Genomic DNA, 20,374 nt, shown 5'->3' on the forward strand with positions numbered 1-20,374 from the left:
TACTAATACACTACAGCAATCCTACTTTCTATTCTTTGTGGCATAAAAAATTAACATTGCAGCGCTACTTGTCATTAACAAAATATATGGGACAAACAGCCAGCTTAGTGTAGTGTCCCAATATTTATCAAATATAATCAGGCCGATGATAAACAAGCAATTTATTACTGAACCGATTGCTATTACCAAATTTTTATTAACCTTCATAGCACTGCCCTCCTATTAGTTACCAAATTTGAATTGAGGAGCAAAATCTAAAATGGACCCTATTTATATTTTACAATCAATTTCAAAATTGGGCTACAGACAGAAAGAATAAGTGCCATTACTACATTCACCCCAGATAGTTCTGAACATGATTGTAGGCAATAATTGGCATTAAACTCCAAAACTATGATTCATAATAGCTACAGTAATAACAACGACAGCAATCAACCATAGTAATATAGCAAGTATTTTAACAACTTTATGTAACTTCCTCAGTGTCATAATTATTCCTTCTTTCCCCGTCATTATAATAAATGGGGGAATACAAGGAAAACTTTACAGGTATCTCACGGCCCTTTTCTTCAGACCAAAGTGTGTTAATAACTAAATAACCTCAAATCACAACAAAAGCCTCCATCACATTATGCTGAAGGCTTTTATTTACATTACCAAATATGAACCCGGTCTTCCGGTGCCTTGTACATCTTGTCACCCGGCTTGATGTCAAAGGCCGTGTAGAAGTCGGCGAGGTTTTCTGCCTGGACATTTGCCCGCAACTTCTGTGGGGCGTGAACGTCAATTGACAGCAACAATTGCATATACTGCTCAGTTGCCTTCATCCGCCATACCGTTGCCCAATTAATGAAGAATTCCTTGGCATTAAAGTCATCTTCACCCTTCGCGGCTTCAAGGGCACAGCTTAGGCCACCAGCATCGGCAATGTTTTCAGAAACAGTCAGCTTCCCGTTTACCTTCTGGCCGGCAAACGGAATCCCGTCGAACTCTTTGATCATGCTCTGGGCTAGTTTCTTAAAGTGTGCAGAGTCTTCATCCGTCCACCAGTTGTTAAGGTTCCCTAATTCATCAAAGAGTGACCCGTTGTTATCAAAGGCGTGGGAAATTTCGTGGGCAATGACCGCCCCAATTCCCCCGTAATTTTGGCTACTGCTTTGCTTCAAGGAGTAGAACGATGCTTGCAGGATCGCTGCTGGGAAAACGATGATGTTCTTAAATGGGTGGTAGTAAGCATTCACCGTGGCGGCACTCATCTCCCACCGCATCCGATCAACCGGCTTGTTCCAACGGCCAAACATGTCCTTGTTGGCAATGACAGCGAGCTGATTTAAGTTCGCAATTAAGGTCTCATCTTCGTCAATCTTAAACTTATCGTACAGTGCCGGAATCTTATCGGGGTAACCAACCTGGATCCCGAGCTTATCAAGTTTCAAGACAGCCTTATCACGGGTGGCCTTGCTCAACCAGGTGTTGTTGGTCAACCGGTTCTTGTAAACCTTAATCATCTGCTCAACCATGTGGTGGACGTCTGCCTTCGCCTGCGGTCCAAAGTACTTCTTCCCGTAGTAATCCCCGGCAACTTGGCTGAACATATCGCGGGCAAGGTAGTAGGCAAATTTCCGCTGGCTAACCGGCTTCTTGCTTCCGGACAGCGCCCGGCTATAACGACCGTTAATTTCCCGCATTTCATCATCAAGGTAGGACGCGTTGTCGCGGATGATCCGGATAATCGCCCAGCTCTTGAAAAGTTCAAAGTGGTCCCGCAAAATCCCATCTAAGGCTTTAAAGAAGGCTGGTTCCATCACAATGACCTTTTCTGGTGTGGCACCGACTAGGTCCTTGATTACTGCCGCAAGATCGAGCTGGTCGGTTGAGCTTGCTAGTTCCGCCACGCTTTGTGGATTGTACATCTTGCTGTAATCAGCCGCTTCCTCGGCACTCTTAACGTGGGGAGCAAGCAGGGCATCGAACTTCTTCGCGTCGTCGATCAACTTTGCGGCTTCGTCCTTGTCATAGCCCATCTTGTCCATCAACGTCGCCATCATTGCCGACCACAGCTGCAGGAGCTGGTCATGTTGTTCCTTCTTTTCTTCTTCGTAGTAACTCTTATCAGGAAGGATCAGTGATGGTGAAGAGGCAAACAGGGCATAAACCGTGGCGTTCTTCATGTCCGCATCAATATCGAAACTGACTGGGGACGGCATCCCCGCGAAAATCCAGTTACTCCACTGCCCCTGGTAGTCAGCATAGGACGAAAGTTCATCAACACTCGCCAGCATCCGCTTGAGTGGCCGCGCACCGATGTTCTTCCGGCGGGCAAAGTTCTTGGCGAGCCGGTAAAGTTTGATCATCTCGTTAAACCGGGGATCATCAGACTTTTCCTTCCCATCAGCATAAGCATCGAAGTCGTCCATCAATTGCTTGTCGATTTCGTCAACGAGGTCGTTAAAGCCCCCGGTCGCCGGCTTATCATCCGGAATCTTCGCCGTCTTCAACCATTCACCGTTTACCGCTTCATACAAATCGTCTTTAATTAATTCATTGTTTACTGCCATCTACGGCACCTCCTTGAAAGGTTATAGTTCCATTATACTATTTTTAGCTTGCTTACCATTAAATTTGCTTAATCGACAAAGGGGGCGAGCAAGGTCTGGTGGGCGCTCGGTGAAAACCAGTCATCGTGTTGCATCAGCAGTTGGTTCACCGCCTGATAATCACCGAGGTTTACCCGCCCCTTGATTAGGCCAGCGATCTGTAATTGCCGGGCAAACTGGACGTCAGCTGCTTGCAAGACGTTGCGAAAAAGCGCCTGCTCATCAGGATCCCACTGCTTATTAAGCAAGCCAACCGCCCGTTGATATTCCTTGCTGTGGGTCAAGACCTTTTGCATCGCCTGTGGATTGAGAATCGTCGTCATCTATTTTCTCCCTTCATTTCTAACACCCGGCCTGGCGCATCCTTTACCGATAGCTGGTCGGCTGCAGTTGATAATAGCCAGCAGACGTTGTGGTAGTGATAATCACGCAGCGTCTGTTCACCCCAGCCATCAGTGATAATGACCGTCAGGGTTCCCGATCGGCTAACCTGGTGTTGCTTGAGGTAATCAAAAATGCACTGAAAACTCGTCCCCCCGCCACCGTGGCGCTGGAAGGCAATGGCCTTGCCCGGCCGCACCTGCTCTCTTGCGGTCACCTTTGCATCAAAGGTGTAGAGGGTCAGTGGCAAGTGCTCTCTTCTGACCAGTTTTTCAATCGTTGCTAGCGCGGTGCTGAGTTCCTCATCACTCACCGAGCCCGAGTTATCGACAAATACATTTACCGCCGTCACTAGCCGGGTGACTTTCCCCGGCAGGTCCATCCGGTAGGGCTGGCGGCGGTTAAAGCGGGCGTGCGACTCCCGCTGTCCCCGGGCGAGCAGGCCGACCTGCCGGCGTAATATTGCTTGCCAGTCGACTTGGGCTGGGCGTTGGCGCTGGGCAAGCTGGTGAACCATTTCCCCCGGCAACAAGCCGCGGTCGCGTTGCGGAGTCTCGTGCCAGGCATGTTTTAACAACTGGTTGAGCTTTGCTAAGCGCAGCGTTTGGTTACTGTTTTTGCCAGTCACGGCTCCCCATCCCCGGTGGGTGTCCGTCGGCTTGTGCGGTCCCGGTTTAGCCGCCGTCCCCGGTTTGCCAGCTGTAAGGGAAATTCCCGCCTGCTTAAGGCGTTCTTGTTCTTGAGGCGTTAGGTTTTCTAATAGCCGCAGGTAATCCTGTGAATCCAACCTTGCCGGGATTTTCTTCCGCAGAAGTTTTTGTAGCTGGCTAAGGGTCACTGTTCCGGTCGGCGCTTGTGCCAAATACTGGTTAACGGCAACGTCGGTGGCAATCCGGGCCAATTGGGGATGGCGATAATCTGCATATCGCAGGGGATGGGACCACACAACGTGGAGCGCTTCATGCTCAAGGAGGTCCGGCAGTTCATCCGCCCGCATTTTTTCTAGGCGGGTGGGGTTGACCATAAGAACTAGCCGGTCATCCTGCCATGCCAAGCCCATTACGCTAGGAAGGTTGGGAGCTAACTGGCGGGGCAACTGAAGGAGGACTTCGCCAAGGAGCCGGTTTTGCTGGAGGACCTGCACAATGGCGGTCGTTAATACCTGCTTAGGAAGCACTGCTTGCCCTTTGCCCAGCTGCTTTTGTAAGCGGTGAAGGAGGCCAACCAAGCTCATGACCGGTTATCTCCCCGCGTCGCAATCGTTGCTAACTGCTGGTAAAGCGTGGCCACCGCCCCACGTGGTTCCTTGATCGCCTGCTCATATAATGGCTGTAAAAGGTCAGCCAACCGTTCACCCGCCGAATAGGCAATCGCATATTGACCGTCGGCGCTGACCATTTGCAGGTACTTACTAAACTTCCCCGCCTCATCTTCGTCAGCAAGGGCCGGTCCCAGCCAGGAACGCAAGAGCTCCACCTTCGTCGCATCGTCACACTGCTGAAACTGCGCCTCCCCGTCAGCTACCTTTAGCGTCGCGACGGTTAGTTCGTGCCCGTGGGCCAGGACATACTGGGCAAAGGCAACCCCGACCTCATTGCCAAGGTCACCGCTAAACAGGTCGGCCGCAAGTTGTCGTTGCATCCCGTAATCGAGCTGTTGCAGCTGGTCTAGGTTGTTTGCGACCCGCTCCCAGGCCCGTGGCGTCGGCTGGAGGTCTTCGTTGTCGGGATCCACAACCATCAACTGCTGCGGGTACTGGGTTAAGTAGTCAATCACCAATTGGTTTAGCCCAACCTTGCCGGCCCAGCGAAGCCATTCGGTCGACGAAGTAGTCATGACCAAACGGACAGTCCGGTCCTTGATCGCAGCATCCCCGCTAGCAACCCCATACTCCCGGTCAGTAAAGCCGGCCATTGTGCTATCTGGGTTCTCGGCCAAAATAATCTTCACCGTTGCCGGCAGCCGTAGGGCATTGATCTTTCGTTGCAGAACCAGGTTCATCAGTTCGCTTTGCACCGCCTGGGTTCCCCGGTTAAATTCGTCCAAAAACCAAATGATGGGGGTAGCAGGATGAGCCTCCGCATACTGGATAATGCTTATCAGGGTCTCGGAATAACCAAACTGCACATTTGCCAGCCGCCCATAGTTGGCCGTTTCCACAAAGGAATCACTGGTCAGCGGGGGAACTGGAATCGCCAAGTCCCCCTTTTCACTTAGACTAACCACCGTTGTGAACAACTTTGCGTTCATGTTCGCGGCTACCTCTTCAACGAGGGCCGATTTACCAATTCCGGCGTCCCCGACGATGTTCGGCACGTTGCCGGCGCGCAAGACCAGCGGCACTGCTGTTAATAACTGTTGATACGTTAATGCCATCTTTAATCCTTCCAACCATGGTGGTCAAGGTCCATGTCCCGTTTCCGCATGTTTGAGACGTAGGGGTTACCCTTCACGAAGAAGCGGTTAGGACTAAGCCCGTTTTCCCCCTGTAAGTTGACCCCAATCCGGGCGGTCGTGACAACTTCTTGTGGTACCCGATAATTTTCTAAATCAACCGTTAACGCACTGGTCTCCATTGGTTGCCCATCGAGTTTTCGCGAGTGGATGCCAAGCGCCTGAACAAGTTTGCCAGGACCGTTACTGATGTTGACCCCGGTCATCTGTCGGTTCTTCGTCATTTCTGCCACATTAATAGCCGGCTCCATCCCCCGCAAAAGGATTCCCTGGGGTTCTTCCTCATCCTGAACAACAATGTCAAAGCAATAGTGGCCCCGAATCTGGTAAAGGTAGATGTTGCCCGGCTGACCGTACAGTGACTCCGAATAGCCCGTCCGCCGTCCGTTAAAGGCATGCGACGCTGAATCGCCCTCGCCAAGGTAAGCTTCCACTTCCACGATATAGCCACCAACTGTCCCCGCGGGCCCGTGGTACTTTACCATTTTTCCCAATAAGTCCTGCGCAATTTTTATCGTCGGTCGGCCGGTAAAAAATTGTTGATATTTCGTCAGCATGTTTATTTTCCTCCTCAAAAGAACTATCCTAAAAATAACACTAATCGAAAGGGAGCAAAACTAATGCAATTAAAACTTGAACGAATCTATACCAAACCTGTCGACCTTGACGGCTACCGGATCTTAGTTGACCGGATCTGGCCACGGGGAATTTCAAAAGAAAAGGCCCACCTCGACAAGTGGCTCAAGGAAGTCGGCCCTAGCAATGACCTCCGTAAGTGGTACGGTCATGACGTAGCCCGTTTCCCGGAATTTAAGGAACGCTACTTGGCAGAACTCACCAACACACCAGCCTACTACAATTCGTTGAAGGCAATTGTTCAAGAAAAATTGTCATCCCAAAATGTAATTCTTCTCTATGGTGCAAAAGACGAGGAACACAACCAGGCCGTTGTCCTAGCAGGGAAACTCGCCGATGATTTAAAAATTAATATTACAAAATAATTAAATTTTTTCGTCAAATCGCCTTTTTTTTTCACGATATAAATGTTTTATAATAATAGGTGAGAATTTGATTCATAATTCTCTAATACCGCAAAAATAATACTGCTTACAAGATTTACATATTGCTTCCTTCGAGTGCATCGAATCTCAGATGTTTTTATGGGGTCTTGCAACAGTCGTTATTTTTATACTAATATTTGTGCAATTAGTATGGTATTTATAACCCCCTAGTTTCATTTTTGATGAAACAATTATCTGATAGGAGCGGGAATCCGTTATTGAAGTGGTAGACGGGTTCCTGCTTCTATATTTTTAAATTAATTTATCCGCCCAGCTACGACCATCAAGTTCGCCGGTCGCGTTATCCAGGCGTTGTGCCTGCTCAACCATCAATTGATCTAACGCCCGGTAAAATGCTTGTTCCTCGTAGGTGGGACTTTTTTTCATTAGGTCCTGGAGCTCCTGATGGGCCCACACTTGATTTTCATTCATCCTAATCGTCCTCCCTTTCGCGGAGCCAGCCAATCGAGGCTTGCAGGTCAGTTAGTTCATCCTGCTGATCAGTCAGCAAAGTCAACAGCTGCGCCATCTTTGCCTGCTGGAGGGGGTCGGTAGTTTGGTCAAGCTTGGCGGTTAATTGCTCAGCGAACCAGTTCGTCCGGTCGCTAAAGTGCTGAAACTTTTTGGCCGTTAGGTACTGTTGGTAGCGAATGAAGAGTAATTGCCGCTGCTCATCGCTCTGCTGAGCAAACTGGTAGACTGGCAGTGGCGGCAAGTACTTCATCCCGGTCGCATGGGCCAATGCTTGGTACGGCCGCAATAACTCGGCAATCGTGAACTGTTGACTGGCACCGGGCATAAAGGCCTGGGCAGGATGGGCGACTGTGACAACGATGCCAAGCTCATGCCCCTTGACCAAGCGGTTAGTGGTTAAAGTCGTCGTCCAGGCCTCATCGAGCCACTGTTTGAGAATTGCCGGCGCACTGTACCAATACATTGGAAATTGCAGAATAATGCGGTTAGCGCTGTGGAGCAATTGCTGCTCATGGACAACATCAAATGGGATCGTCAGTTCATGCCACGTTACGTTGTCTGCTTGCCGGGCTGCCGTTTTGAAAAAAGCTTCCGTCGCTGAAGAGTCAAGCTGGGGATGGGCAACGATTACTAGGGTTTTCATCGTCTTCCCTCCCCCAGTTTGGCTAACCCCTGCTGTAACACATCAGCGGCCACATCAACGGTTAGGAAACGTTGGAGTGGCGTCTCACTGTGACGGTCTTTAAACGCCATTGGTTCAGCAGCAAGGATGACCACCGTTAAATTGTTTTCCGTCAGCATTAATTGGCCGGGGTGCTTATACTTGCCCTTAGTGTGCTTCCCCGTCCGCCAGGTGTGGAGTTTTGCTTCCCCATTCTGGTCGAGTTTTAACTGGTACTTCCCATCTGCGTCAGCTTCGACTGGGATTCCGGTAAACTTCTGTACTTCATATTTATCCTTTTTGCTCATGCTTATCCCTCTTTGCTTTTGGGTTTAGCTATATTTTAACAGTTCACCCCCTTTATGTACTTAAAAAGTGCATTTGCGCTTTTTTTACGTATATATCTATTAGGAGGTGCAAAATGCCAAATTCAAAATTATTAGCACAGGCGCGACGGAGCTGGGAAGAGGCCGGGTTAGCCAATGACTTTGTTTTCAATAAGGTGATGCTTGATAAACGGATCACCCTGGAGGTCCTGCGGCGAGTCCTGCCGACCTTGCATATCAAACGGGTTAAGCAGGTAGTTAGCCAGCAGGAGTTCACCAGTAGCCATGACGCCAAGGGAGTACGGCTGGATATCTATGTCGAGGATGACCAACATAATCGTTACGACATTGAGATGCAAGTAGTAGATAAGCATAATTTGCCGCAGCGTATTCGTTTTTACCATGCGAACCTTGCGATGGATTGTTATGAAAAGGGCCAGAATTACGCGACGGCGGATAATTCCTATGTGATCTTCTTCTGTTGTTTTGACCCCTTTGGCTGCGGGGAGCAAGAGTACCAGATTGAGCGGTCGATTAAAGGCCATCCTGAGGCCACATACGCAGACGGGGAGCAAACCCTGGTATTTGACGTGACTAGCCTACGCCAGGAAGTGAACTCTAAGCTGCAGCAGTTTCTCGACGTAATTGCGAACCGTCAAGTTGGTGACGGCGACGATTTTATCGTACAATTAGAGAAGAGAATCACCTTCGTTAAGCAAAACCGGAAATGGAGGAGAGAATATATGCAACGATCATTGTACGAGATGGATATTGAAAATAGTATTGCGTTGGCTAAGGAAGAAGGACTAGAAAAAGGGTTGAGTCAAGGTAAAGCAGAAGAAAGAACTCGTGGGATCCATAATCTAATTTATTCTCTTGAACGGCTTGGGACACCCCAAACGACTATTAAACAAAATCTGATGGAACTGTATAGACTCTCCAGTGAGGAAGCCGAGTCTTATCTTACTGATAAGTAATAGATCTTTCGTTAAGTAGAGCTGGAAATAGAGTAAGTCCCGAGAAGAAGTAATTAACTTAATTTCATGAGGTTGAGTAGTGGCTCAACCTCTTTGTTGTTTAAAGATATTTTAGGATGCTCCGTACTTTCCTAAATTGCGAAAATTTTAGTGCATTTGCGCTTTTTTTACGTATATATCTATTAGGAGGTGCAAAATGCCAAATTCAAAATTATTAGCACAAGCGCGACGGAGCTGGGAAGAAGCGGGGTTGGCCAATGACTTTGTCTTCAATAAGGTGATGTTGGATAAGCGGATTACCCTGGAAGTGTTGCGGCGAGTTTTACCTGATTTAAATATCAAGTGGGTTAAGCAAGTAGTTAGCCAGCAGGAGTTCACCAGTAGCCACGACGCTAAAGGAGTGCGACTGGATATCTATGTTGAGGACGACCAGCGGAACCGTTACGACATTGAGATGCAAGTGGTCGACAAGCATAACTTGCCACAAAGGATCCGCTTTTATCATGCAAATTTAGCGATGGACTGTTATGAAAAGGGGCAGAATTACGCGACGGCGGATAGTTCCTACGTGATCTTCTTCTGTTGCTTCGACCCCTTTGGTTGCGGGGAGCAAGAGTACCAGATTGAACGGCTAATTAAGGGCCACCCTGACACGGCGTATGCAGACGGGGAGCAAACGCTGGTGTTTGATGTGACTAGCCTACGCCAGGAAGTAAATCCAAAGCTGCAGCAATTCCTCGACGTAATTGCGAACCGCCAAGTTGGTGACGACGACGATTTTATCGTACAATTAGAGAAGAGAATCACCTTCGTTAAGCAAAACCGGAAATGGAGGAGAGAGTATATGCAACGATCATTGTACGAGATGGATATTGAAAATAGCATTGCGTTGGCTAAGGAGCAAGGGTTAGAACAAGGGTTGAGTCAAGGATTAGAAAAGGGGCTGAGTCAAGGTAAGGCGGCCGGTATCGAAGAAGGTCGAGCAGCTGGGATTGAAGAAGGCTTAAGCCAAGGTAAAGCGGCCGGAATTAAGGAAGGCTTGAGTCAAGGTAAAGCTAAGACTGAACGGCAAATAATTCAAAAGCTAATCAATGGCGGAAAGTCCCGCGAAGAAGTAATTAACTTTATGGAGCAAATCCTCGAGCTTTCACCAGCCCAAGCCGAGAAATACTACCAAGAATTAGCAAAATAGCAATCTGACCACCCGACCAATTTGCAAATTTATCCGGTATCAAAAAGGACGTGACCACTATGATCACGTCCTTTTGACTATTCAATTTTCTTCGTAAATTCGTATGTCCGCGTTACTCCATCTGGGCCAGTCACTTCATCAGTCCCTAACTGATAACCGTCTGCTGTCTGCGATGACATCGTAATGTGGTGGACATTCCCCTGTGCATCCGTCGACCCACTATTTGCTCCCACGTTGCCATTATCTGCGCCACTGCCAGTGTTGCCACTATTCGTGGTAGTCGTTTGCGTCGGCGCCGTTGCATTATTTGCTTGGCTCGCATAGCTCGTTTCACTCTGGCTGCTTGCCGATGAAGAAGACTCCTTCACCGAACTGCTTGAAGACTTCTTATGCGTCTTTTTGTGGTGAACTTTGCTTGAGCTGACCGCACTCTTATGGCTGCTGGAACTTGTCGAATTTCCACAAGCGGCTAATGACAACGCCACCGTGATTGATGCTACTGTTACTAAAAATTTTTTCATTGTTAAATCTCCCCCAAACAAAATGGCAGTCACCCTTTCCCAGTAACTGCCATCTACTACATTACCGAATTAGTATTCACGCTTCTTCATCAAGCCGAGGCCAAACATTGCGGAAACTGCGCCTAATGCTAAGGCTGCTGCAGATTCCTTGTTACCGGTTTGTGGCAGTGACGACTGGCTGCTTGTCCCCGTTGCTTGCTTGCTATCTGCAAGGCTTACAGAGGCACTGGCACCGTGGCCCTGCAGCGTCATGACATTCGTCTTCCCGTTGACTACATCTGCCATGCGATGGCTGCCCGCGGTTCTGTCCCCATTAACCGCTGCTAATTCCGCCTGGGCATCTTGCAAGGCTTGGGCCGCATTGTCCTTACCCGTGGTGAGCTCTGCTAACTTGCTGTTTGCGTTATCGAAGTCAGCTTGGGCCTGTTGAAGCTTTTCCTTATTTGCATTTTGCACCTTGCCAACCAAGGCCGCGAATTCATTTTGGAAGGCGTTTAAGCGTCCACTGTACTTACTTGTTACTTGTGAAACATCAACCAGTGCTGGCTTCCCATTCGTTGAGTAATCAACGAGGACAACCGGCTGTCCGTTATGGAAGGCAAAGAAGTAAGTATCGTGCCACTCAATGAACTGCTTGCTGTTAGTTGGCGTGTGGTTAAAGACCGCTACGACATTGTAATCGTAGTTTCCGGCGCCATTCGTGCTCATCCCAATAGTAGCGCTACTGTTCCCCTTAACATGCAACGAATTGAAGTTAGGGTAATTATCACCCAAGCTGAAGGACGTCTTGCCGTCATATTGGTAGAACTTCAGGTCGTTTTGCTTACCGTATTGTGCCACAAAGGCGGCCAATTGCTGTGCTTGACTAGCACTCCACATTGGAGTTGTCGCAATCTCCTTCTTGACACTTTCAAGCGCAGCCCGCTTTTCATTAACGACCTGTTGCTGCTTAGCAAAAGCATCCGCGTGCTGGCGGTAATCCTTTTCCGCTTGAGCAACTTCTTGCTTAGCCCGGTCGACGGCTGCCTGATGAGCAGACTGCCCCTTCTTTGGCAACAATGCTGCTAATTCAGCATCTAACCGTGCCTTGAGGTCATTGTAGGCCTTCGTATCTGCGGCCTTCAACTGAGCAAGTGCATCGGCGTTCTTCTTAACAAAGTCTTCATGGTTCTTCAAAAGGCCATCGATCTTTGCTTGTGCCGCGCTGTCATCAATCCCTAAGCGCTTAACCGTTGCGTCATAGGTATCATGAGCCGCTTGGCTAGCAGCCTTAATATCATTTTGCCGCTTCGTTTCAATGGCCGCAATCTTAGCCTGGTCGTCCTTAACAAGCTGAGCATAGTTGGCGTCGAGCTGTTTCTTCACCGCATTTACGTCAATTAACTTGCTGTTAGCGGTCTTAATCTTGTTATCCCGTGTCTTGGCCGCTGCTTCAGTAGCTTGTTCAAATGTCTGCTTAGCGGTCTCAATCGCGTTCGCCTTATTTTCAGCCAAGGTCGTCAAGATGATTTGGTGGTCGCTGTTATTTGCTTTATCCGTCTTATGAACAGCGGTCAGATGATCCTTCGCATTCGTCAATGCATCGGCATATTGCTTAGGAACGGTAATCTTCTTATGCCAGCCAATCCCATAGCGCTCGACATTTTTAGCATCCTCAAGCTGCTGATTTTGCGGAAGGTCATTACCGGCAATCTTGTGGCATTCCTTCATCAGTTGAATTGCTTCAGTTGCGCCATCCTTTTCGATTGTTTCTGGTGACATGTAGCCACCATCACCTAATACGTAAGGCGTGTCTTGAGCGAAATCAAATGTTACTGCATAAGTAGGAACTTCAAGTCCATTAACACCATATTCCCTGTATGTGTCTTTCGTTAACTTTTGAAAACCAATGGCAACTAGATTGGCGTTCCCTCGTAATACATTTGCGGTATGACCACCAATGTTAATGCTTCCTGGCGTGTCATTGAAAATTTCGCCATAGTACATAGATTGCATCATGTTATATGCATTAACAAGGTAAGATAAAATTGTTGGTTTTTGTGCTGACATCGTCATTAAGTTTTCACCAATGGCATTGCTATCACCAGCACAAATCATTATTGGGTGTGCTGTCTTATATCCCCAACTTTGTTTATTAAATTCGCTCGCAGCAGTATCAGAGGCGCTTGCCATTTCTTTCCCCATGGCATTTTCAAAGTTATGTGAATACATGACACCATTTTCAATGGAATGCGTGTGATTATTAAGACCAGCCTGCTCACGTTCGTGTCCTACTTCTTCACCTATTTTAATAGTTTTATCAGTTTGCCGAATTTGTTGCAATGCATTTGTTTTGTAATCTTTATTATTATTTGCTTTGTCCCAAATAGCTGGGTCGTGATGATAAATGTAGTCGCGGAAGCCGTTAGTCCAGCTGGTCATAAATGCCCGCAGGATATTCCGTTGCTCCTCGTTCAAGCCATCCTTAGAGACAGCTTCGGAGTTATCATTCCAAGCATCATAAATGATTAAACCCGGCTTGAAATCAGTGACCATTTCATCAACATTATGTGGTGCGTGACTGAAATCGATTTCGCTATCGAACACGGTTCGATGCAAATCAAACCCTGTGTACTCTCCAGCCATTGTATCAAAGTATTCTTTCTTATTCCATCGTGCTTTGTCCCAAGGCCCGTTAATATATTCCGCAAAATCCGTCGGTTTAACTTGTGACTTCTTCCCCATCACAATCGTTGTCACCGCATGATCATCAGCATCTTTTTGGGCAACATCAACAGCGTCCTTCGCTGCCGTAATGTCCTTAGCGATTGCGGCCCGCTTGGTGGCGTAGCTCTCGTTTTCTTTCTTAACGCCGTTGTCATAGGCATCATTGGCAGCCTTAATTGCTTCATCCCGGCTTGCCTGTTGGGCTGCCGTTGTGGTGGCAAACTCTGACTTGGCATCAGCGATTTCCTGGGCCACATTTGCGGCGACTTCGCTTGCCTGGGCCTCTGTTTGTGCCATCTTCGCCGCATTAGCAGACCGCATTGCCGCTTCATCATTAGCGTTCGCAGCTGCTTGGCTAGCAGTTGCCTCGCTTGCCTGGGCATTGATTGCTGATGTCTGGGCGGCGATCGTTGAATTCATCGCTGCAGAAGCCGCAGCAATCTTAGCAGCGTTTTCCTTCTTCAGTGCCGCTTGCTGTTGCTGGATAGCAGCAACCTTGCTATCAGTGGCTTCTTTATTTGCCGCATTAGCACTAGCGTATGAATCAGCCGCTGCTTGTTCCTTAGCAGCATTGTCACTAGCCACGCTGGCTAATTGCTGCTTATTTTGGGCAGCCTTTTGTTGGTAGGCTGTCTGCTTATTTTCCCCGTTACTTACTACATCAGTCGAACCTACATGAACCGTATCAGCTGAGGCATCCAGCTGGCTGGCTGTTACCCCCCCCATTGCTGCAACAACGATCGTTGCGGCGATCCAGTTCTTACCAGCTTTGTATAGCTTCTTATGTTCTTTCATCATTAAACGTATCCTCCCCAAAATAACGTTCGAAATATTTTCTTAAAGAACATTAACTTTGCAAATCCCCCGATTTGTTAAATTAATCTTCCTTTTCAATTTTGAAGTATACGCTTACTCCCTTGTGAACTTAAAGATTTATTTGCAATTTTCTTAATTTTCCCTACCCAAACTGAAAACTAAACCGGAAACTGAAAAATTACGTTTTGTTTTTCAGTTTCAACCATCAATTTTAGGTATTCATTCATCTGAATAATAGTTAGTAGACCTAGCTATGATATATTCTAATTAACATAGTTAGGGGAGGTAATAATTTTGAATGTCTACCTGCTTGAAGACGACCCAAGTCAATTGGCACATTTAAAATCCTATGTTTTACAAATTTCCCGGGAAATACATATCGATAATTTGCAAATCCATGCGTTCCAGTCAACTGACCAGCTAAAGCTTGCCTTACCGCTGGCCAGTGAAGAGAATGTCTTCATTCTTGACTTAGAAATTAACGGCTACAAACGGGCGGGCCTTAATTTCAGCCAGACAATCCGGAAGTACGACCAGCTAGCCTCAATTATTTTCGTCACCGTCCACGATGAATTTGTCTACACGACTTATAAGTACCGGGTGGAGGCGCTTGACTTCATCGCCAAAGACCGTGGAAACGTCTACCAGGAGCTCCTTGATGACTTCATCTGCATCAAAGAACAATTATCCGCCGCGAAGAGTCAGGACTTCTTCACCTACAAGGTCTACACCGAAGAGGCGAAGATTCCGCTAAGCCACATCTGCTACTTTGAGGCCAACCACTACAACTCCCATTCGTGCGTGATGGTGACAAATGACAACCAGCATATCCAGATCAACTATAACCTACGGGAATTGGAAAACGCTGACGGGCGCTTTTTCCGGACACACCGGAGCTACCTGGTAAATCCGCAACAGGTCAGAAACGTCAACCGGCTTGACCACACCGCTGAATTCCGCAACGGCCTCACATGTCCGGTTTCACGACGGCATATTAAGGAACTCACAAAGTTAATTAATAGCTGATAAAACCCTTTCATTTATTAATCACCAATGCTATTCTAGTATAGTTATAAAGAGTTCATTGGGAGATTAATATGCAATTTATTTCAACAAATATTCCAATCCTCCTGAATCCGTCGAGTACCTACCCGTCACTCGCAATGTATATTTATGCGTTCTGGATTCAGTGGAGTCTTGTTGCCTTTCTGCACGTCAAGCTTTTCGAGCGGACGAGTAAGATCAAAGTGCCGCTGTGGTTATACTTCGTTTACATCGTCGCCTGGCTCTTGCTGACCCCGTCGCTCGGTGCCGAACTTATTGAAATCGTCGGGCTGACGGTGTTGGTATACTACTTTGTTTCACGGCGAAATGTCTCAATCACCGCGTTAGTGACCTACTATATTTTCGCGTGCCTGATGTTGTACTTAACGACCGGCCTGGTTGGGACGCTGATCGGGAGCTTCATCTCAGTTATCGCCCCGACGAAGGCATTTATCATCAGAGCGTTAATGGCGGTCCCGATTACCCTAATTGAATTTGCAATCGCCTACTGGATCATCACGAAGACCCAGGCAGCAGTTGCCAAGTTTGTCCAAGTGGTAGCCGAGCAGGCACCAGTCCTCACCTGGGTTTTCAACCTCTTCATGTTTAGCTTTGAAATTTTCAAATACGCTGGGATGGGTGGTTCAGCCCTCGTCCCTTCGCTGATCTATATCGCCCTAATCTTCGCCTATGCCCTAGTGATGACACTGACGATCCGTTACACGACGAAGTACTTCCAATACCAGGCGTTAGTGATCAGTCAGGAGACGGAATTAAAGAACCTGCAGACATATACTAGCCATATTGAAGAGATGTTCGATGACCTTCGTCGTTTCCGTCACGATTACAAAAACATCCTGACGAGTCTCGGCGGTGCGATTGAAGAAGGCAAGATTGACGAGGTTCGTTCAATTTACGACCGCACGATCATGGCGACGAGTAACGACCTTGAGGAACGGACGGCCGTCCTAAGTCACCTTGCTAATATCAACGACCTTGAGATTAAGAGTCTGGTTTACAGTAAGGTCATCACCGCGATTGACAAGGATATCGCAGTCGAAGTCGAGGTTGTCGACCCAATTACCCTGTCATCGAAAGTCGATGTTTTAGATGCAATCAGGATTATTTCTATCCTGTTCGATAACGCCATCAATGCCGCTGACAAAGCCGCCGGCGGGAAGATCAACTTTACCTTCTTCAACCAAGACCACAACCAATATATCGTGATTGGTAATTCGACAACTGAAGAACAAATCGCTGCCGCAAAGGTAAGTGGGAAGTTCAAGGGGCTGACCACGCAAAAGCACTCGCTCGGCTTACGGACATTGCGGATCCTGCTCGCAAAATACCCGTTCATCCAGCATAACTACAAGTCAAATAACCACTGGTTTGAACAGGAAATTATCATTCATAATAAATAAAAGGAGACTGGCTTTGCACTAGCGAAAGGCGGATTTAACGCTTTTCGGCTGCAAAGGTCAGCCTCCTTTTTATTATAGTGAATTGGGGACAATTTCTAGGATTTTAATATATTTAATCGCCGGCTTTGTCGCCACTTTTACCGGATAGTGACCCTCTAGCCCGGAGATGGGCGTTTTACCGTTCGACAGCAGTACCGTCTGCTTCACACTAATTACCGTTTGTAGCGGCCCACTAAACTCAGTCGCCTTTGCCTGTACGTGCAACTTGTAGTGCCGGTGGGTATCGTACAGCTTAGCTAGTTTTCGTGAACTACAACTGCCAAACTTCTTCTGATCACTTTTCTGATTGCCAAGATATGCCACGTCTAGGGTGAAGGGCTTATCTTTGGGCGGTTGCTTATGTCCACCCTTAATCACATAGTAAGCTTGTGCCTGGGAGTGCAAATCCTGATCGTAGTAGACCAGCTTAACTCCCATGTATTCGGTATAGTTGTAGGCACTCGTGTAACGTTGACTAAGGAAAATAAAGATTACCACGCCAAGCAGGCCAAAGAAAACTGCTAAAAAGCGAAGCAATTTTTTATTTTGTTTCGGCGGTTTAACGCTGGGCATCACTTTTTTGGGGCGAATCCCGGTTAGTTTATGATGACAAATCGGGCATTCCGTCGTCCCCAGGGCGTTCACTTTACCGCAATTAGGACAGACAATCGCCAGCATTGGCATCGGTAATTTGGCGCCGCAGTTAGTACAATATTCTTCGTTATCGTCATTGATCGTATTACATTTAATGCAAACTTTCATTAGCAACACCTAATTAAATATTTTTAACCATTTTAGCATGGAAGAAGAAAAAGCGGGGCTGATTTGACCCGCTTTTCAGTTATCGGTTCTGTGACTTGATACGGCTTTGCGTAAGCCAATTTTGCGATTCATTTCTGGCCTTAACCAAGAGAGGCGTTAGCGAGTTAATTTTTGATAGTATTCCTCGGCTTGGACTGGTGAAAGATCAAGGATTTGTTCCATAAAGTTAATTACTTCTTCGCGGGATTTCCCGCCATTGATTAGCTTTTGAATTATTTGCCGTTCTTTTTTGGCTTCACCTTGGCTTAGTCCTTTTTCTAATCCCCGGTTAAGCCTTCTTTAATTCCAGCAGCCTTACCTTGGCTCAGCCCCTTTTCTAATCCTTGGCTCAACCCTTGCTCCTTTGCCAACGCAATACTATTTTCAATATCCATCTCGTACAATGACCGTTGCATATACTCTCTCCTCCATTTCCGATTTTGCTTGTAATGAAGGCTTTGTTACTTATCAGTGAGAAAAAATTCGGCTTCTTTACTGGAAAGTTGATACAGTTCCATCAGATTTTGCTTAATAGTCGCTTTGGGTGTTCCAAGCCGCTCAAGAGAATAGATTAGGTTATGGATCCCGCGTGTTCTTTCTTCTGCTTTACCTTGACTCAATCCCTGCTCCTTAGCCAACGCAATACTGTTCTCAATATCCATCTCGTACAATGATCGTTGCATATATTCTCTCCTCCATTTCCGATTTTGCTTAACGAAGGTGATTCTCTTCTCTAATTGTACGATAAAATCGTCGTCGTCACCAACTTGGCGGTTCGCAATCACGTCGAGAAATTGTTGCAGCTTGGGATTTACTTCCTGGCGCAGGCTAGTCACGTCAAACACCAGGGTTTGTTCTCCGTCCACGTACGCCGTGTCAGGGTGGCCCTTAATTAGCCGTTCAATCTGGTACTCTTGGTCACCGAAGCCAAAGGGATCAAAACAACAGAAGAAGATCACGTAAGAATTATCCGCGGTTGCGTAATTTTGCCCCTTTTCATAACAGTCCATCGCTAAATTTGCATGGTAAAAACGGATCCGCTGCGGCAAATTATGCTTGTCGACTACCGCAGTAGCTGGCTGGATTCTGAGCGCTGATAAATCAGCACTCAGAACGCCTAGCCATCCTTGCGGGGGCTCACAGACGAAGTAGCAAGCTACTTCTGGTTCGCTCCCTGCATCTCAATGTCGTAACGATTATGCTGGTCGTCCTCAACGTAGATATCCAATCGTACTCCCTTAGCGTCGTGGCCACTGGTGAATTCCTGCTGACTGACTACCTGCTTAACTCGTTTAATATGCAAGGCTGGCAGGACCCGGCGCAACACTTCCAGGGTGATCCGCTTATCCAGCATCACCTTATTGAAAACAAAGTCATTGGCCAATCCCGCTTCTTCCCAGCTCCGTCGCGCCTGTGCTAATAATTTTGAATTTGGCATTTTGCACCTCCTAATAGATATATACGTAAAAAGACGCAAAATGCACTAAAATTTTTCAATTAGGAAAGTACAAAGTATCCGCAACCAAAATACTTTTAAACAACAAAGAGGTTGAGCCACTACTCAACCTCATGAAATTAAGTTAATTACTTCTTCTCGGGACTTTTCTCCATTTCCGATTTTGCTTAACGAAGGCTTCGTTACTTATCAGCGAGATAAGATTCGGCTTCTTTACTGGAGAGTTGATACAGTTCCATCAGATTTTGCTTAATAGTTGCTTTGGATGTCCCAAGCCGTTCAAGGGAATAGATTAGATTATGGATCCCACGAGTTCTTTCTTCTGCTTTACCTTGACTCAAGCCTTCTTCGATCCCAGCTGCTCGCCCTTCCTTAATCCCTGCAGCCTTACCTTGGCTCAACCCCTGCTCCTTTGCCAACGCAATACTATTTTCAATATCCATCTCGTACAATGACCGTTGCATATATTCTCTCCTCCATTTCCGAAGGGGTTACTTTATTGCAGCTTGATAATAACTTTCTGCTTGTTTAGTTGTAAGGTTACGAGTCTTAACAAGAAAATTGATTATCTGGTCGTGTTGCTGCCCTATGTCAAGCAGACCACGAACCATCGCTACCCGTTCTTCATCTTTACCTTGACTCAAGCCTTCTTTAATTCCAGCTGCCTTACCTTGACTCAATCCCTGCTCCTTTGCCAACGCAATGCTATTCTCAATATCCATCTCGTACAATGACCGTTGCATATATTCTCTCCTCCATTTCCGATTTTGCTTAACGAAGGTGATTCTCTTCTCTAATTGTACGATAAAATCGTCGTCGTCACCAACTTGGCGGTTCGCAATCACGTCGAGAAATTGTTGCAACTTAGGGTTCACTTCCTGGCGCAAGCTAGTCACGTCAAACACTAGCGTTTGTTCCCCATCAGCGTATACGGCGTCAGGGTGGTCTTTAATTCGTCGTTCAATCTGATACTCTTGGTCACCGAAGCCAAAGGGGTCAAAACAACAGAAGAAGATCACGTAAGAATTATCCGCCGTTGCGTAATTTTGCCCCTTTTCATAACAGTCCATCGCAAGGTTCGCGTGGTAAAAGCGGATTCGCTGCGGCAAATTATGTTTATCGACTACTTGCATCTCAATGTCAAAGCGATTATGCTGGTCATCTTCAACATAGATATCCAGCCGCACTCCCTTGGCGTCATGACTACTGGTGAATTCCTGCTGGCTGACTACCTGCTTGACCCGTTTGATATGCAAGGTCGGCAGAACTCGCCGCAACACTTCCAGGGTGATCCGCTTATCCAACATCACCTTATTGAAAACAAAGTCGTTGGCTAACCCCGCTTCTTCCCAGCTCCGTCGCGCTTGTGCTAATAATTTCTGATTTGGCATTTTGCACCTCCTAATAGATATATACGTAAAAAGACGCAAAATGCACTTTTTTGACC

The 20,374-nt window shown here is 47.1% G+C and carries 22 protein-coding genes; 5 read left to right on the top strand and 17 right to left on the bottom strand.

Features of this window, described 5'->3' with window-relative positions; all coding sequences use genetic code 11:
• Window positions 1–21: 21 nt before the first annotated feature.
• From CZ502_RS04765 to CZ502_RS04790, 6 genes are all read right to left on the bottom strand, one after another.
• Entirely contained in the window at window positions 22–207 is a 186-nt protein-coding gene (locus CZ502_RS04765; protein ID WP_076460040.1) for an MFS transporter, read from the bottom strand.
• Between the two features lie 446 nt (window positions 208–653).
• A complete protein-coding gene (locus tag CZ502_RS04770) occupies window positions 654–2,558 on the bottom strand; it encodes a M13 family metallopeptidase (protein WP_076460043.1) in 1,905 nt (634 codons plus the stop codon).
• Between the two features lie 68 nt (window positions 2,559–2,626).
• Complete coding sequence (locus CZ502_RS04775; protein WP_076460046.1) at window positions 2,627–2,920, bottom strand: hypothetical protein; 294 nt, start codon at window positions 2,918–2,920, stop codon at window positions 2,627–2,629.
• Window positions 2,917–4,212: a vWA domain-containing protein gene (locus CZ502_RS04780; protein WP_076460048.1), complete on the bottom strand. Its 1,296-nt coding sequence runs from the start codon at window positions 4,210–4,212 to the stop codon at window positions 2,917–2,919. Before CZ502_RS04780 ends, CZ502_RS04775 begins: the two co-directional genes overlap by 4 nt.
• The gene (locus tag CZ502_RS04785) at window positions 4,209–5,354 is read right to left on the bottom strand and encodes an AAA family ATPase (protein ID WP_076460050.1); all 1,146 of its coding nucleotides are present in this window, start codon (window positions 5,352–5,354) and stop codon (window positions 4,209–4,211) included. The genes CZ502_RS04780 and CZ502_RS04785 overlap by 4 nt, the downstream gene beginning before the upstream one ends.
• A 2-nt stretch (window positions 5,355–5,356) precedes the next feature.
• Window positions 5,357–5,989 carry a DNA-3-methyladenine glycosylase gene (locus CZ502_RS04790; protein ID WP_076460053.1) on the bottom strand — a complete coding sequence of 211 codons (633 nt, stop codon included), beginning with the start codon at window positions 5,987–5,989 and terminating at the stop codon, window positions 5,357–5,359.
• 63 nt (window positions 5,990–6,052) lie between these two features.
• On the opposite strand from CZ502_RS04790, the gene CZ502_RS04795 reads away from it, so the two are divergent.
• On the top strand, window positions 6,053–6,433 hold the full coding sequence (locus CZ502_RS04795; protein ID WP_076460056.1) for a DUF488 domain-containing protein: 381 nt from the start codon (window positions 6,053–6,055) through the stop codon (window positions 6,431–6,433).
• 312 nt (window positions 6,434–6,745) lie between these two features.
• Here the strand turns inward: CZ502_RS04795 and CZ502_RS04800 are convergent, their stop codons facing one another.
• Genes CZ502_RS04800 through CZ502_RS04810 form a run of 3 tightly spaced genes read right to left on the bottom strand, consistent with a single transcriptional unit; the run spans window position 6,746 to window position 7,936 of the window.
• Window positions 6,746–6,925, bottom strand: a complete 180-nt coding sequence (locus tag CZ502_RS04800) for a hypothetical protein (protein WP_076460059.1) — start codon at window positions 6,923–6,925, stop codon at window positions 6,746–6,748.
• Between the two features lies 1 nt (window position 6,926).
• A complete protein-coding gene (locus tag CZ502_RS04805) occupies window positions 6,927–7,610 on the bottom strand; it encodes an NAD(P)H-dependent oxidoreductase (RefSeq protein ID WP_076460061.1) in 684 nt (227 codons plus the stop codon).
• Window positions 7,607–7,936, bottom strand: a complete 330-nt coding sequence (locus tag CZ502_RS04810) for a DUF7671 family protein (protein WP_076460064.1) — start codon at window positions 7,934–7,936, stop codon at window positions 7,607–7,609. Before CZ502_RS04810 ends, CZ502_RS04805 begins: the two co-directional genes overlap by 4 nt.
• A gap of 113 nt (window positions 7,937–8,049) precedes the next feature.
• On the opposite strand from CZ502_RS04810, the gene CZ502_RS04815 reads away from it, so the two are divergent.
• Together CZ502_RS04815 and CZ502_RS04820 are read left to right on the top strand one after the other, a co-directional pair.
• The gene (locus CZ502_RS04815; protein WP_076460066.1) at window positions 8,050–8,931 is read left to right on the top strand and encodes an Rpn family recombination-promoting nuclease/putative transposase; all 882 of its coding nucleotides are present in this window, start codon (window positions 8,050–8,052) and stop codon (window positions 8,929–8,931) included.
• A gap of 196 nt (window positions 8,932–9,127) precedes the next feature.
• The gene (locus CZ502_RS04820; RefSeq protein ID WP_076460069.1) at window positions 9,128–10,123 is read left to right on the top strand and encodes an Rpn family recombination-promoting nuclease/putative transposase; all 996 of its coding nucleotides are present in this window, start codon (window positions 9,128–9,130) and stop codon (window positions 10,121–10,123) included.
• Window positions 10,124–10,200: 77 nt separating this feature from the next.
• On the opposite strand, the gene CZ502_RS04825 is transcribed toward CZ502_RS04820, so the two are convergent.
• Both CZ502_RS04825 and CZ502_RS10775 read right to left on the bottom strand, forming a co-directional pair.
• Window positions 10,201–10,644 carry a lipoprotein gene (locus CZ502_RS04825; protein ID WP_076460072.1) on the bottom strand — a complete coding sequence of 148 codons (444 nt, stop codon included), beginning with the start codon at window positions 10,642–10,644 and terminating at the stop codon, window positions 10,201–10,203.
• A 69-nt stretch (window positions 10,645–10,713) separates the two neighbouring features.
• On the bottom strand, window positions 10,714–14,148 hold the full coding sequence (locus CZ502_RS10775) for a DUF4767 domain-containing protein (protein WP_076460075.1): 3,435 nt from the start codon (window positions 14,146–14,148) through the stop codon (window positions 10,714–10,716).
• A gap of 312 nt (window positions 14,149–14,460) precedes the next feature.
• Between CZ502_RS10775 and CZ502_RS04835 the strand changes: the two genes are divergently transcribed.
• Window positions 14,461–15,192 carry a LytR/AlgR family response regulator transcription factor gene (locus tag CZ502_RS04835; RefSeq protein ID WP_083673321.1) on the top strand — a complete coding sequence of 244 codons (732 nt, stop codon included), beginning with the start codon at window positions 14,461–14,463 and terminating at the stop codon, window positions 15,190–15,192.
• Between the two features lie 71 nt (window positions 15,193–15,263).
• Window positions 15,264–16,631 carry a GHKL domain-containing protein gene (locus CZ502_RS04840; protein WP_076460080.1) on the top strand — a complete coding sequence of 456 codons (1,368 nt, stop codon included), beginning with the start codon at window positions 15,264–15,266 and terminating at the stop codon, window positions 16,629–16,631.
• Window positions 16,632–16,703: 72 nt separating this feature from the next.
• Here the strand turns inward: CZ502_RS04840 and CZ502_RS04845 are convergent, their stop codons facing one another.
• The 6 genes from CZ502_RS04845 to CZ502_RS04865 all read right to left on the bottom strand — a co-directional run bounded on the left by CZ502_RS04845 (window position 16,704) and on the right by CZ502_RS04865 (window position 20,318).
• The gene (locus CZ502_RS04845) at window positions 16,704–17,432 is read right to left on the bottom strand and encodes a zinc ribbon domain-containing protein (RefSeq protein WP_076460082.1); all 729 of its coding nucleotides are present in this window, start codon (window positions 17,430–17,432) and stop codon (window positions 16,704–16,706) included.
• A 317-nt stretch (window positions 17,433–17,749) separates the two neighbouring features.
• Entirely contained in the window at window positions 17,750–17,887 is a 138-nt protein-coding gene (locus CZ502_RS10685) for a hypothetical protein (protein WP_159434555.1), read from the bottom strand.
• A 45-nt stretch (window positions 17,888–17,932) separates the two neighbouring features.
• Window positions 17,933–18,481, bottom strand: a complete 549-nt coding sequence (locus CZ502_RS04850; RefSeq protein WP_076460084.1) for a hypothetical protein — start codon at window positions 18,479–18,481, stop codon at window positions 17,933–17,935.
• 146 nt (window positions 18,482–18,627) lie between these two features.
• Window positions 18,628–18,909, bottom strand: coding sequence for a hypothetical protein (locus CZ502_RS04855; RefSeq protein WP_076460087.1), 282 nt, complete (start codon window positions 18,907–18,909; stop codon window positions 18,628–18,630).
• 200 nt (window positions 18,910–19,109) lie between these two features.
• Window positions 19,110–19,391 carry a hypothetical protein gene (locus CZ502_RS04860; RefSeq protein WP_076460090.1) on the bottom strand — a complete coding sequence of 94 codons (282 nt, stop codon included), beginning with the start codon at window positions 19,389–19,391 and terminating at the stop codon, window positions 19,110–19,112.
• Between the two features lie 27 nt (window positions 19,392–19,418).
• Complete coding sequence (locus tag CZ502_RS04865; protein WP_076460092.1) at window positions 19,419–20,318, bottom strand: Rpn family recombination-promoting nuclease/putative transposase; 900 nt, start codon at window positions 20,316–20,318, stop codon at window positions 19,419–19,421.
• Window positions 20,319–20,374 lie beyond the last annotated feature (56 nt).

This window comes from Limosilactobacillus caccae (assembly GCF_900156885.1).
In the GTDB taxonomy this organism is placed as follows: domain Bacteria; phylum Bacillota; class Bacilli; order Lactobacillales; family Lactobacillaceae; genus Limosilactobacillus; species Limosilactobacillus caccae.

Coding starts and splice junctions, on each gene's coding strand:
- CZ502_RS04765 (WP_076460040.1), bottom strand. CDS start 207: ATGAAGGTTAATAAAAATTTGGTAATAGCAATCGGTTCAGTAATAAAT.
- CZ502_RS04770 (WP_076460043.1), bottom strand. CDS start 2,558: ATGGCAGTAAACAATGAATTAATTAAAGACGATTTGTATGAAGCGGTA.
- CZ502_RS04775 (WP_076460046.1), bottom strand. CDS start 2,920: ATGACGACGATTCTCAATCCACAGGCGATGCAAAAGGTCTTGACCCAC.
- CZ502_RS04780 (WP_076460048.1), bottom strand. CDS start 4,212: ATGAGCTTGGTTGGCCTCCTTCACCGCTTACAAAAGCAGCTGGGCAAA.
- CZ502_RS04785 (WP_076460050.1), bottom strand. CDS start 5,354: ATGGCATTAACGTATCAACAGTTATTAACAGCAGTGCCGCTGGTCTTG.
- CZ502_RS04790 (WP_076460053.1), bottom strand. CDS start 5,989: ATGCTGACGAAATATCAACAATTTTTTACCGGCCGACCGACGATAAAA.
- CZ502_RS04795 (WP_076460056.1), top strand. CDS start 6,053: ATGCAATTAAAACTTGAACGAATCTATACCAAACCTGTCGACCTTGAC.
- CZ502_RS04800 (WP_076460059.1), bottom strand. CDS start 6,925: ATGAATGAAAATCAAGTGTGGGCCCATCAGGAGCTCCAGGACCTAATG.
- CZ502_RS04805 (WP_076460061.1), bottom strand. CDS start 7,610: ATGAAAACCCTAGTAATCGTTGCCCATCCCCAGCTTGACTCTTCAGCG.
- CZ502_RS04810 (WP_076460064.1), bottom strand. CDS start 7,936: ATGAGCAAAAAGGATAAATATGAAGTACAGAAGTTTACCGGAATCCCA.
- CZ502_RS04815 (WP_076460066.1), top strand. CDS start 8,050: ATGCCAAATTCAAAATTATTAGCACAGGCGCGACGGAGCTGGGAAGAG.
- CZ502_RS04820 (WP_076460069.1), top strand. CDS start 9,128: ATGCCAAATTCAAAATTATTAGCACAAGCGCGACGGAGCTGGGAAGAA.
- CZ502_RS04825 (WP_076460072.1), bottom strand. CDS start 10,644: ATGAAAAAATTTTTAGTAACAGTAGCATCAATCACGGTGGCGTTGTCA.
- CZ502_RS10775 (WP_076460075.1), bottom strand. CDS start 14,148: ATGATGAAAGAACATAAGAAGCTATACAAAGCTGGTAAGAACTGGATC.
- CZ502_RS04840 (WP_076460080.1), top strand. CDS start 15,264: ATGCAATTTATTTCAACAAATATTCCAATCCTCCTGAATCCGTCGAGT.
- CZ502_RS04845 (WP_076460082.1), bottom strand. CDS start 17,432: ATGAAAGTTTGCATTAAATGTAATACGATCAATGACGATAACGAAGAA.
- CZ502_RS10685 (WP_159434555.1), bottom strand. CDS start 17,887: ATGCAACGGTCATTGTACGAGATGGATATTGAAAATAGTATTGCGTTG.
- CZ502_RS04850 (WP_076460084.1), bottom strand. CDS start 18,481: ATGGACTGTTATGAAAAGGGGCAAAATTACGCAACCGCGGATAATTCT.
- CZ502_RS04855 (WP_076460087.1), bottom strand. CDS start 18,909: ATGCCAAATTCAAAATTATTAGCACAGGCGCGACGGAGCTGGGAAGAA.
- CZ502_RS04860 (WP_076460090.1), bottom strand. CDS start 19,391: ATGCAACGGTCATTGTACGAGATGGATATTGAAAATAGTATTGCGTTG.
- CZ502_RS04865 (WP_076460092.1), bottom strand. CDS start 20,318: ATGCCAAATCAGAAATTATTAGCACAAGCGCGACGGAGCTGGGAAGAA.